The organism is Marinomonas alcarazii, from assembly GCF_003208215.1.
GTDB classification, from domain to species: domain Bacteria; phylum Pseudomonadota; class Gammaproteobacteria; order Pseudomonadales; family Marinomonadaceae; genus Marinomonas; species Marinomonas alcarazii.
This window is the reverse complement of the sequence record NZ_QKLW01000008.1, coordinates 1-12,107: the sequence shown is the minus strand read 5'-3', so window position 1 is coordinate 12,107 and position 12,107 is coordinate 1. Positions and strand designations below refer to the sequence as shown.

Sequence of the window (12,107 nt, the reverse complement as noted above, 5' to 3'; positions counted from 1 at the left end):
CGTTACTCGCTTTCATCGGCTGCATCGGGAAGTCTTGCCTTGCGGCGCTCGAATACTTGATTGAACTGTGCGAACAGCAGAGCAGCAATGAGAATAAATATGCCATGAATCCACCATAAGCCGAGTGAGATAGGTAACTTACCTTTTTCCAGTCCGGTGCGTCCCCAAATCAGCAGTGCCATATACAATATCATTAATAAGATCGCGGGTAGCATTTTGAAAAAACGCCCTTGTCTGGGATTAACTTGGCTTAGAGATAAGCCAATGATGGCTAATATCGGGATGATAATGGTCAGTGAAATACGCCATTGTAGCTCGACTTTATCTAATAATGTGTCGCTGTTAATGAGGCTTAATGTTGTTTTGGTGAAGGCCTCATCTATTTCGCTTTGGGCTGTGTTTTCCATTCGTACAGCGTAGGTGTCAAATTGGGTAACGCGATAATTGGCTGTGCCTGGTTTGCCCTCATAGCGGGAGCCATTTTTGAAAACAAGGTATTTTTGATTGTTTTCTGAGCTTACGTTTATTTGTTCGGCGTAGTCAGCTAGCGTTTGAATAGGAATGTTGCCGTCTTTTTTTCGCACTATATCGGATAGGAATATCTGGTTCATCCAGCCTTCATCAGGAGTGAAACTGTCTATGTAAGTAGTGCGTTGCCCGCTGCCTTCAAACCGCCCCGGGAGAAGTAGGTCAAAAGAAGAAAGTTGATTTTGTGCTTGTGATGCTTCTTCGGCTTTGTATTCACTATAAGGCGCTAACCAGAAATTGAGTCCGGCACTTAGGGAACCAATAATGCAGGCAATACCTAGTGTGTAGCCTGCCAATTTTATTTTGCTGATGCCGCTCGAAAAAAGTACTGACATTTCGTTCTCTATATATAAGCGCCCGAAAGCAAGTAATAGAGACAGGAAAAAAGCCAGAGGTAAAATCATCTGAATGAAGCTAGGAACGTGGAATCCTAGAATGACGAATAGGAATTCGAAGGTCATTTTACCTTCAGCGATGCGACCCAAATAATAAGAAAAACGGCCACTTAGAATGACGAGCAGTAAAATTAGCGTCACGCCTGCTGTTGACACCAGCACTTCTTTCGCTAAGTATTTGAATAGTCTCAAAGTCACCTCTGGATGAATCTTGCTTTCTAAGCGTAGAGTTGATTACACATCTAAAGCCCCCATTATCTCGTGGTAAGAAGGACATTATCCAGTTTTTTTTAAAAGTTATTTTTTGAGGGTTTTTTCATGAATATGGCGTTATTTGATCGCTTGTCTACAGTACAAGCTGATTTGCTCGTGGCTTTTGTGCCGAGTGAAGGAGATTTTTCAGAGTCGACCGCGTGGGTTGACGAAAATGCTAATGGGCAGATTTCTCAATTGCGTGAAACGGGTGTTTTTAAAGCGGGTCTAGCGCAGACTTTGTTGTTACCTGGCGTGTCGCAAGAATTTGCTCAAGCTGTCTTGTTGGTTGGTATTGGTAAAGATGCTGAGCTGAGTGATATGCAAGCTCGCAAAGTTGTTGCCGCTGTTGCAGCACAAATCAAAGGCTTGCCTTTTGCATCGGTTGCTGTGGCAAGTGCAGGGCTTGTATTGAAAAAACGTTCTCAAGCGGATGTGCTTGCGTTAGTGGCTCAATGGCTGAATGAAGGTTTTTATAACTTCCTTGGTTTCAAAAAAGACGATGCTGAAAAAGCGACAAAAGTGACCTCTTTGTTGTTAGAGGGTACAGATGAAGCGGCATTAGCAATTGGTACCGCAACGGCGAAAGGTTCTGCCTTTGCTCGCCAATTAGGAAACCTTCCTGGTAACGTTTGTACGCCAAGCTACTTGGCGTCAAAAGCGCAGCAGCTAGGTGAAGAGTACAGCATTGGTGTTGAGCTACTGGACGAAAGTAAAATGGATGAGCTAGGCATGCACTGCTTGTTGTCCGTGGGTCATGGTAGTGATCAGCCAAGTTATTTGATCGTAATGAATTACCGCGGTGGAGCAGAGGATGAAGCGCCTCATGTTCTTCTAGGTAAAGGCATTACCTTTGATACAGGTGGTATTTCTTTGAAACCTGGTCCGAAAATGGACGAGATGAAATACGACATGTGTGGTGCGGCTAGTGTTTTCGGTACGATGAAAGCAATTTGTGAGCTGAAACCAAAACTAAACTTTACTGCTGTTATTGCCGCTGCGGAAAACATGCCAAGTGGCCGTGCGACGAAACCAGGCGATATCGTGAAGACCATGTCTGGTCAAACAGTAGAAGTTCTGAATACTGATGCGGAAGGTCGCTTGGTATTGTGTGATGCGTTGACTTACATTGAACGCTTTAAGCCTAAGTCCGTTGTGGATATTGCGACTTTGACAGGTGCTTGCGTGGTTGCCTTAGGTAGCGTTAATTCTGGTATGTACGCCAACAACGATGACATCGCCTCTGAACTAAAAGCAGCGAGCCAGACTTCAGCAGATAAACTGTGGCAAATGCCTTTGGACGAAGAGTATCAGCAGCAGCTTGATAGTAACTTCGCTGACATCGCTAATATTGGTGGCCCTGAAGCAGGTTCAGTGACAGCGGCGTGTTTCTTGTCTCGCTTCACTGGCTCTTACCCTTGGGCGCATCTAGATATCGCAGGCACAGCGTGGACTGGTGGTGCGACGAAAGGCGCAAGTGGTCGTCCAGTTGCCTTGTTGACTCGCTACTTATTAAATAAAGCGTCCTAACGTACTTTATTTAAAGATTAGAGTGTTCTGCAAAATGTAAAAGCAGTGACAATGATTTTGTCACTGCTTTTTTATTGTCTTTTTCTTAGAAAGGTTAATCCGATCAAGGTGTTATTTTTTCTGTTACAAGAATAGAGCACAACCCATTGCGCCTGAGGGTGGACTTTTGCTTTTGTCAGTGCGAAAGTTGACGGCTATGAAGAGCGATAGATCAACGGGCTCGATCCGGTTGATTTGTCATATGTTGTGTTTTTACCGTTGGTTTTTCCTATGTCAGATTTAGCTACTCAGCATGATGATGGTGTTTTCGAACCAGATGAAGAAACATTAATATCGGCTTTGCGCAATCAAGACGACATTCCTATTTTGATGGATGTTGTTGAAGAGCAATTGACTGCTTCAGTCAGTCAGGAAATGCATATTTCTCAGTCTTTTGATGATCCAGGTTCAATTGACAGCTTGTCACAGCCTGAAGAGGCGCTTGGACCTGCTGAAGAAACCGCAGCAAAAGAAGAGGGGGTTACTGCCGAGCCTTCAAAAGAATTAATAGCCAAGGCCATTGCTGATGTGTTGGCAAAACGTTTGCCAGAATTGGTGGAAGAAGTGATGCAGACATTGCAGACAGCGTCCACCTCACACGAATCCGATGGAAAAGAATAACAAAAACACTTTTATTCAGCAGGCTGTTGCCTGATAAAGACCTTAATTGTTCGTGTGTTATTCTTTATCTTGCTATGACACGTTATAATTCTCCCAATTACAATTTACCGCTACATAAGAGCTTTAAGACACCAAAATGGAAAAGACCTACCAACCTCAGAGTATCGAACAACCTATTTATCAACGTTGGGAAGAGAGCGGCTATTTTGCTCCTCAAGGCAACGGTTCTCCATTTTCTATCATGATTCCACCGCCAAACGTCACCGGTAGTTTGCACATGGGGCATGCGTTTCAGCATACCTTAATGGACGCAATGATCCGTCGTGAGCGTATGAAGGGCAGTCGCACATTATGGCAGCCGGGTTCTGACCACGCTGGTATCGCAACGCAAATGGTTGTTGAACGCCAACTGGCGGCTCAGAACGTTACACGTCATGAACTTGGGCGTGAAAAATTCCTTGAGAAAGTGTGGGAGTGGAAAGACCAGTCCGGCGGCACTATTTCTGACCAAATGCGCGTTTTGGGTGATTCAGTTGCTTGGGACAAAGAACGCTTCACAATGGACCCTGGTATGTCTGCTGCGGTTCAGGAAGTGTTTGTTCGCTTGTTTGATGAAGGCATTATTTACCGTGGCCAGCGTCTAGTAAACTGGGATCCAGTTTTGCACACTGCCATTTCTGATCTTGAAGTGGTTTCTGAAGAAGAAAATGGCTTCATGTGGTATTTCCGTTACCCATTGGCCGATGGTGTGAAAACTGCGGATGGCAAAGATTACATTGTAGTGGCAACAACACGTCCTGAGACTATGTTCGGTGATGCAGCGGTTGCGGTTGCATTGGATGACGAGCGTTTTACTGATCTTGTTGGCAAGTTTGTTGAATTGCCATTGGTGGGGCGTCGTATTCCTATCGTTGCGGACGAATATGTAGACAAAGAATTTGGTACAGGGTGTGTGAAAATCACCCCAGCTCATGATTTCAATGACTATGAAGTGGGCAAACGCCACGATATGCCATTGATCAATATTTTCAACGATGATGCGGCAATCAATGATACGGCGCCGGAGAAATACCGTGGCATGGATCGTTTTGATGCACGTAAAACGGTTGTCGCTGATTTCGACGCTCTTGGTCTACTTGAAAAAGTGGTCGATCATAAATTAAAAGTACCACGTGGTGAGCGTGGTAATACGGTTATTGAGCCTTACCTAACTCAGCAGTGGTATGTAGCGGTTGAGTCATTGGCTAAGCCTGCAATTGAAGCGGTTGAGAATGGCGATATCCAATTTGTACCTAAGCAATGGGAAAATACTTACTTTGCTTGGATGCGTGATCTTCAAGACTGGTGTATTTCTCGTCAATTGTGGTGGGGGCATCAAATTCCAGCTTGGTACGATGCCGACGGTAAACACTATGTTGGTAAGAGCGAAGAAGAGGTTCGTGCAAAATACAGTCTAGCGGCTGATGTTGAGCTGACTCAAGACGAAGACGTCCTTGATACTTGGTTCTCTTCTGCACTGTGGACATTTGCAACCCAAGGTTGGCCAGAAGAAACACAAGACTTTAAAGACTTTAGTGAATCCGATGTTCTGGTAACTGGCTTTGATATTATCTTCTTCTGGGTTGCCAGAATGATCATGATGACGTTGAAGTTTACCAATAAAGTGCCTTTCAAAACCGTCTACATCACTGGTCTTATTCGTGATGAGCGCGGCGATAAAATGTCAAAATCCAAGGGTAATGTTATCGATCCATTGGATTTGATCAATGGTATTGATATCGAATCTTTGGTGGCGAAACGCACTTACGGCATGATGCAGCCTCGCTTGGCTGAAAAGGTCGAGAAGAATACTCGCGAAACTTACCCAGAGGGTATTCAGGCTTATGGTACTGATGCTCTTCGCTTTACCTTGTGTTCATTGGCATCTGGTGGTCGTGATATTAAGTTCGATCTTAATCGTCTGGAAGGTTATCGTAACTTCTGTAATAAGATTTGGAATGCAACTCGATATGTGTTGATGAACACAGAAGATCAAGATTGCGGCCAAAGTGGTGCAGAGGTTGAATTATCCCTTGCTGACAAATGGATTATTTCGCGTTTGCAACATGCAGAAGAAGCCGTAAACCGCGCTTTTGATACGCATCGCTTTGATTTGGCATCCCAAGCATTGTATGAATTCATGTGGCACGAGTACTGTGATTGGTATTTGGAGCTTTCTAAGCCTGTGCTTTGGGACGAAAACGCTACGCCTGCGCAATTAATGGGTACTCGTCGTACTTTGGTGCGTGTGTTGGAAGCTTTCTTGCGTCTTGCTCATCCAATGATGCCGTTCTTAACAGAAGAAATTTGGCAGCGCGTAGCGCCACTAGCGGGTGTGGAAGGTGACACTGTGATGTTGGGTGAATACCCAATGGCTAATGAGGCGAAAAAAGACGCGCAAGCAGAAGCAGACGTAGAGTGGCTAAAAGGTGTTATTGAAGGCATTCGTAATATCCGTGGCGAAATGAACATCTCTCCTTCTAAGCCGCTGACTATTTTGTTCCGTAATGGCTCTGAACAAGATAAAGCGCGCCTAGAGGCTAACTTAACCTTCTTGCAAACCTTGGCTAAGTTAGAGTCTGTGACTTGGTTGAATGCGGGTGATGAAGCGCCAATGTCTGCAACCGCATTGGTTGGTGATATGGAAGTGCTTGTGCCAATGGCGGGTTTGATTGACAAAGAAGCTGAGTTAGCGCGTTTGCAAAAAGAAATCGACAAAGCAACCAAAGATTTGCAGCGTATACAGGGTAAACTTTCTAACGACAGCTTTGTGGCGAAAGCGCCTGTTGAGGTGGTTGAGAAAGAGCGCGCTAAATGCGATGACCTGCAATTAGCAGTCAGCAAATTAGAAGAGCAAAAAATCAGTATTGAGTCGTTGTAACGGCTTTTTGATCATTAGATAAGAGGGCGGGAACCCAGTTTGGGTTTCTGTCCTTGCGCTTACTTAATAAAAATAAAAAAGAGGCGAATTTATATGGAAAGATTAACTGGAAAAGTTAAGTGGTTTAATGACGCCAAAGGCGTAGGCTTTATTAAAAGAGAAGAAGACAGTGATGTTTTTGTTCACTATAAGTCTATTGTCTGTGACGGTCACAAAACCCTTAGAAAAGGACAGCCTGTTAATTTCATATTGTCTTCAACTGACTTCGGTTTGCAGGCAGTGGATGTTCAAGTAGAGAAAGAGGTGCGTTCAGCAGCCTCTGGCTCTAATAAACAACTTGAAAGTGCTTAACTTAGGCTGATTCTTGCAGCATTTTATGTGCGAGTTTCACAAAGTCGACTGGCGTTAAAATCCCCACTAGCTTGTTATTTTGAGTAACGGGTAGGCTGCCATATTTGTTTTCAATAAAAAACTCTGCGGCTATGTCTAAATCTGTCTCGGGGCTGACGGTGAGTATGTCTTTGTTCATTGCATTGGCAATGGGCGTTTGCTGCTCTTTCTTGGAAATTTGTTGGGTGCCAAACTGACTAACAAGATGAAAAGCGTGACGTAAATATTCTCGTTGCGTTAACATGCCAACGCATTCTCCTTCATCGTTCACGATGGGGATGTTGCGAATGTTTTTTTCCTGCATTAATGCTTTGGCTTTCGCTAAAGAATCATTTTCTCTCAAGGTAACTAAATCGGTAATCATTAGATCTGCCACAGTACGCATGAATGAATCTCCTTGTGTCTATTTACGCGTTAAAATTCAGTTTAGAGCGGATTATGTATGAAAGGCAATCATGTATTTAAAGCAATATTGTCGTTTTGAGGTGGATCAATAATGAACGATCAAGAATGGATGGAGCATGCGATTGCTCTAGCTGCGAAAGCGGCGTCGGAAAATGAGATTCCTGTTGGTGCGATAGTAGTACTGAATGATGAGATTATCGGTGAAGGCTACAATGCGCCAATTTCTCTTTGTGACCCAACTGCCCATGCAGAAATCCAAGCCATTCGAAACGCGTGTAAAACGATGAATAATTACCGGCTTCCTGGTGCGGCTTTATATGTAACACTGGAGCCTTGTTCAATGTGTGCCGGTGCTATGGTGCATGCGCGTATCGATCGAGTCGTTTATGCTGCGACAGAGCCAAAAAGTGGCATTGTTGAAAGTCAGGGGCAGTTTTTTGAGGCACCTTTTCTCAATCATAAGGTGAAAGTTGAGTCTGGGGTCTTAGCTGAAATTGCCTCTGCGCAACTAACTCAATTCTTTCAATATCGTCGTGAGCAGAAAAAGAAGCTCAAGGAACAGGCAAAAAAGACGACTTAGCCAATTAATTCCATCATTTTGTGTAGAAATTTCATACTCTGCTAGCCTCTATTTGCCTCATTGATTTAAAATACCCGCACCATTTCCCCAAAACTACCAAGTGAGGCAATACTCGACATGCTAACTCTGCATGGTTCCGCAGCGCTATCGGCGTTTCGCAAGGCAAAGTTATTAGCCAATATGCAAGCATCTATCCCATCTGTTACAGATGTTGATGCTCAATTTCTCCATTTCGTGGAGCTGGTTGATAATCAAACGCTTACTGCTGAACAGGAAACTGTTCTTCAACGCGCTTTGGCCTACGGTCCTAAATCCTCCCAAGTCAGTTCATCTGATCAAAGTGTTTTAGTTGTTCCTCGTTTAGGAACGATTTCACCTTGGTCATCGAAAGCAACCGATATCCTTCATAACTGTGGCCTTGCGGCCGTATCTCGCGTTGAACGTGGCGTGGAATACTTTATACATAGCTCGGAGCCATTAGCGCTTGAAGAGTTAGACTTGTTGTCAGCTATGTTGCATGACCGCATGACAGAAAGCGTGCTTCCGGCATTAAGCGACGCAACTGACATGTTTTCTCATGCTGAGCCTGCGCCAATGACAAGTGTCGATGTGTTAGGTGGCGGCCGAGCAGCCTTGGTTGAGGCAAACCAAACGCTAGGTCTGGCTCTTGCCGATGACGAAATTGATTACCTTGTTGAGTCTTTCATTGAATTGGGTCGTAATCCAATTGATGTTGAGCTAATGATGTTCGCGCAAGCAAACTCAGAACATTGTCGTCATAAAATCTTTAATGCGTCTTGGACAATTGATGGCGAAGAGCAAGAGCGCTCTTTGTTTAAAATGATCAAGAACACGCATGAACATAATCCACACGGCACCTTGTCTGCTTATAAAGACAATGCTGCGGTAATGGAAGGTCATTTTGGTGGGCGCTTCTTCCCATCAGCAGAGACTCGTGAATACGATTTCAGCCATGAAAACATCGATATTTTGATGAAGGTTGAAACTCATAACCATCCAACAGCGATCTCACCATTCTCTGGTGCAGCAACAGGATCTGGTGGTGAAATTCGTGACGAAGGCGCAACGGGTGTAGGTTCTAAACCAAAAGCAGGTTTGAGTGGTTACACGGTTTCTGACCTTAAAATTCCTGGCTTTGAACAGCCGTGGGAAAGCTACTACGGCAAGCCATCTCGTATTGTGACGCCTTTGGACATTATGATCGAAGGTCCTATCGGTGGTGCCGCTTTTAACAATGAGTTTGGTCGTCCAAACTTATTGGGTTATTTCCGTACTTATGAGCAAACTATCCAGGGTGCTTCTCAAGAAGAAGTGCGTGGTTATCACAAGCCAATCATGTTGGCGGGCGGTATCGGTAATATTCGTCGTGAGCACGTTGAAAAACAAGAGATCAAAGTGGGTGCTAAGTTAATCGTACTTGGTGGTCCTGCGATGTTGATCGGTCTTGGTGGTGGTGCGGCATCTTCTATGGCGTCTGCCGATGGTAATGAAGACCTTGATTTCGCTTCGGTTCAACGTGGTAATCCAGAAATGGAACGTCGTTGTCAGGAAGTGATTGACCGTTGTTGGCAGCTTGGTGATAAGAACCCAATCAGCTTCATCCACGATGTGGGTGCTGGTGGTTTGTCTAATGCTTTACCTGAACTGGTAAAAGATGGCGAGCGCGGTGGTAACTTTGATCTGCGTAAGGTTCTAAATGACGAGCCTGGCATGTCGCCACTAGAGATTTGGTGTAATGAATCGCAAGAGCGCTATGTCATGGCGGTTTCTCCAGATCGCATTGAAGAGTTTACGGCGATTTGTGAACGTGAGCGTTGCCCTTTTGCCATCGTTGGTGAAGCAAAAGAAGAAATGCATTTGCAAGTGGCGGATGAGCACTTCGATAATAAGCCTGTAGATTTGCCAATGTCGGTTCTATTTGGCAAGCCACCTAAAATGCATCGTGAAGCAACTAAAGCGGTTATTGCTGGTGATGATTTCACTGCTGTTGATGTGGATCTTGCGGACGCAGCGAAGCGTGTTCTTAGTTTGCCAACGGTTGCGAGCAAAAACTTCCTGATCACCATTGGTGACCGTTCAATCACTGGTATGGTTGCCCGTGATCAAATGGTTGGTCCATGGCAGGTACCAGTAGCGGATGTGGCGGTAACAACGTCATCTCTAGAAAGCTACACTGGTGAAGCGATGACCATGGGTGAGCGCACCCCTGTTGCCTTATTGGATGCTCCTGCATCTGGGCGCATGGCTGTTGGCGAAGCACTGACTAACTTGGCTGCAGCGCATATTACGAAACGTAGTAACATTAAGTTGTCTGCGAACTGGATGGCCGCAGCTGGTCACGAAGGCGAAGATGAAAAACTTTACCAAACTGTAAAAGCCGTCGGTATGGAGCTGTGTCCAGCCTTGGATATTGCCATTCCAGTAGGTAAAGACTCTATGTCTATGAAGACTGTGTGGAAAGAAGATGGCAAAGAAAAAGCAGTCACTTCGCCATTGTCTTTGGTTATTTCAGCTTTTGCGCCAGTTACGGATGTTCGTAAAACACTAACGCCAGAGCTACAAAACAAAGCGGACACGCGTTTGTTATTGGTTGACTTAGGTGCAGGTAAAAACCGTCTAGGTGGTTCTGTTATTGCTCAGGTCTACAATAAACTCGGTCAGCAAGCGCCAGATGTAGACGATGCAGCGGCATTGGCTGGTTTCTTTGATACCACGCAAGCGTTGAATGCAGAAGGCAAATTGTTGGCGTACCATGACCGTTCTGACGGTGGTGCCTTTGCAACTTTAGTTGAGATGTCATTCGCCAGCCATTTAGGGCTGAATATTGATCTTGATGAAACCATTACTAACCGAATGCAAGTTGCGCCAGCCTTGTTCAACGAAGAGTTGGGTGCGGTTATACAGGTTAATGAATCGGATGTGACAGAAGTGATTTCTGCTTATGCAAGTGCAGGTGTGACGACGACTCCGATTGCAACATTATCCGGTGATGATTCGATCCGTGTTTGTTTTGCTGGTGAAACATTGTTAGAAGAAACACGTATTAATTGGCAGCGCATTTGGTCTGAAACCAGTTACCGCATTCAAGCATTGCGTGATAACCCTGATTCTGCCCAGCAAGAATTCGATAATCTATTGGATGCGAAAGACCCAGGTCTATCAGCTGATGTTCGTTTCGATCAAAATGAAGACATTGTTGCTGCGTTTGTTGCTTCAGGCGTTAAGCCTAAAATTGCAGTCTTACGTGAGCAGGGTGTAAATGGTCAAGTTGAAATGGCGGCGGCTTTCCATAAAGCAGGCTTTATTCCAGTAGATGTTCACATGAGTGATATCTTGTCTGGTCGTACGACCCTGGACCAATTTAGTGGCTTGGTTGCATGTGGTGGTTTCTCATACGGTGACGTATTGGGCGCTGGTGAAGGTTGGGCTAAGTCTATTCTTTTCAACCCTGTTGCGCGTGAACAGTTCGAAGCTTTCTTTAACCGTCCTGATACTTTTACACTAGGTGTGTGTAATGGTTGTCAGATGTTATCGAATCTATATGAATTGATTCCTGGTGCGGATCATTGGCCGAAGTTTGTTCGTAACCAGTCTGCTCAGTTTGAGGCTCGCCTTGTTCAGGTAGAAGTTCAGAAATCAAACTCTATCTTGCTTGCTGGTATGGAAGGTTCACGTATGCCGATTGCGGTTGCTCATGGTGAAGGTCAAACGGAATACCGTGATGATCAAGACATGGCGGCACTTGCTGATGCAAACCAAATTGCATTGCGCTACGTTGATAACTACGGTCAGGCAACCGAGCGTTACCCATTCAATCCGAATGGTTCAGCGCAAGGTGTGACAGGTTTAACATCTGAAGATGGTCGTGTGACTATTATGATGCCTCACCCAGAGCGTGTTTATCGTACAGTTCAACACAGTTGGCACCCAAGCGGATGGCAAGAACAAGCACCATGGTTACGTTTGTTCCAAAATGCGCGTAAATGGTTAGGCTAATTGAGCGACCTTAAATAGCTAATAGAAAGCCCTTTAACTGAAAAGTTAAAGGGCTTTTTTATATAGGGGCTTCGAATTTGATTGAATAATAAACAGATTACGGGTTTTCTGGGCGTTTTGTGAACAAAAAGCGTAAAAGTTTGAATTTATTAAAAGAAATACCAAAAAAGGGTTGCACTAAATCTGTAGATCCTTAATATACGCCCTCGCTGACACGGACAAGGCTTCAGGGCAACGAAGACCAAGTTCAACTAACTAAATACGATTTGGTTAGCCATTCAAGTTAGCACGCTCTTTAAAATAGATAATCAGATAATTTGTGTGGGCGCTCGCTGGAGGCTTCAGAAGATCCTTTTAGGATCAAAAAAATTGAAGTCTTGCGAAACGTCTAACACGTCAATTCGCTTTATGTTGGCTTATTGTTTTTAGG

The 12,107-nt window shown here is 44.6% G+C and carries 8 protein-coding genes; 6 read left to right on the top strand and 2 right to left on the bottom strand.

Going from position 1 to position 12,107, the window contains the following annotated elements:
- Positions 1-2: 2 nt before the first annotated feature.
- Positions 3-1,121 carry an LPS export ABC transporter permease LptF gene (gene lptF / locus DFP75_RS14400; protein ID WP_110576757.1) on the bottom strand — a complete coding sequence of 373 codons (1,119 nt, stop codon included), beginning with the start codon at positions 1,119-1,121 and terminating at the stop codon, positions 3-5.
- A 120-nt stretch (positions 1,122-1,241) separates the two neighbouring features.
- On the opposite strand from lptF, the gene DFP75_RS14395 reads away from it, so the two are divergent.
- The 4 genes from DFP75_RS14395 (at position 1,242) to DFP75_RS14380 (ending at position 6,636) form a co-directional block, all read left to right on the top strand.
- The gene (locus tag DFP75_RS14395; protein WP_110576756.1) at positions 1,242-2,705 is read left to right on the top strand and encodes a leucyl aminopeptidase; all 1,464 of its coding nucleotides are present in this window, start codon (positions 1,242-1,244) and stop codon (positions 2,703-2,705) included.
- A gap of 270 nt (positions 2,706-2,975) precedes the next feature.
- Positions 2,976-3,365 (top strand): hypothetical protein, encoded by a 390-nt coding sequence (locus DFP75_RS14390; protein ID WP_110576755.1) that lies wholly within the window; start codon positions 2,976-2,978, stop codon positions 3,363-3,365.
- A gap of 136 nt (positions 3,366-3,501) precedes the next feature.
- Positions 3,502-6,285: a valine--tRNA ligase gene (locus tag DFP75_RS14385; RefSeq protein WP_110576754.1), complete on the top strand. Its 2,784-nt coding sequence runs from the start codon at positions 3,502-3,504 to the stop codon at positions 6,283-6,285.
- 93 nt (positions 6,286-6,378) lie between these two features.
- Positions 6,379-6,636: a cold-shock protein gene (locus tag DFP75_RS14380; RefSeq protein ID WP_110576753.1), complete on the top strand. Its 258-nt coding sequence runs from the start codon at positions 6,379-6,381 to the stop codon at positions 6,634-6,636.
- 1 nt (position 6,637) lies between these two features.
- Here DFP75_RS14380 and DFP75_RS14375 read toward each other — a convergent pair whose 3' ends face one another.
- Positions 6,638-7,060 carry a CBS domain-containing protein gene (locus DFP75_RS14375; protein ID WP_110576752.1) on the bottom strand — a complete coding sequence of 141 codons (423 nt, stop codon included), beginning with the start codon at positions 7,058-7,060 and terminating at the stop codon, positions 6,638-6,640.
- 111 nt (positions 7,061-7,171) lie between these two features.
- Here DFP75_RS14375 and tadA point away from each other — a divergent pair, with 111 nt between their 5' ends.
- Together tadA and purL are read left to right on the top strand one after the other, a co-directional pair.
- Entirely contained in the window at positions 7,172-7,660 is a 489-nt protein-coding gene (gene tadA, locus DFP75_RS14370; protein WP_110576751.1) for a tRNA adenosine(34) deaminase TadA, read from the top strand.
- Between the two features lie 117 nt (positions 7,661-7,777).
- Complete coding sequence (gene purL / locus DFP75_RS14365; protein WP_110576750.1) at positions 7,778-11,677, top strand: phosphoribosylformylglycinamidine synthase; 3,900 nt, start codon at positions 7,778-7,780, stop codon at positions 11,675-11,677.
- Positions 11,678-12,107 lie beyond the last annotated feature (430 nt).

Excerpts from the sequence above, each read along its gene's own strand:
- DFP75_RS14395 (WP_110576756.1), top strand. The coding sequence starts at position 1,242 with ATGAATATGGCGTTATTTGATCGCTTGTCTACAGTACAAGCTGATTTG.
- DFP75_RS14390 (WP_110576755.1), top strand. The coding sequence starts at position 2,976 with ATGTCAGATTTAGCTACTCAGCATGATGATGGTGTTTTCGAACCAGAT.
- DFP75_RS14385 (WP_110576754.1), top strand. The coding sequence starts at position 3,502 with ATGGAAAAGACCTACCAACCTCAGAGTATCGAACAACCTATTTATCAA.
- DFP75_RS14380 (WP_110576753.1), top strand. The coding sequence starts at position 6,379 with ATGGAAAGATTAACTGGAAAAGTTAAGTGGTTTAATGACGCCAAAGGC.
- DFP75_RS14375 (WP_110576752.1), bottom strand. The coding sequence starts at position 7,060 with ATGCGTACTGTGGCAGATCTAATGATTACCGATTTAGTTACCTTGAGA.
- tadA (WP_110576751.1), top strand. The coding sequence starts at position 7,172 with ATGAACGATCAAGAATGGATGGAGCATGCGATTGCTCTAGCTGCGAAA.
- purL (WP_110576750.1), top strand. The coding sequence starts at position 7,778 with ATGCTAACTCTGCATGGTTCCGCAGCGCTATCGGCGTTTCGCAAGGCA.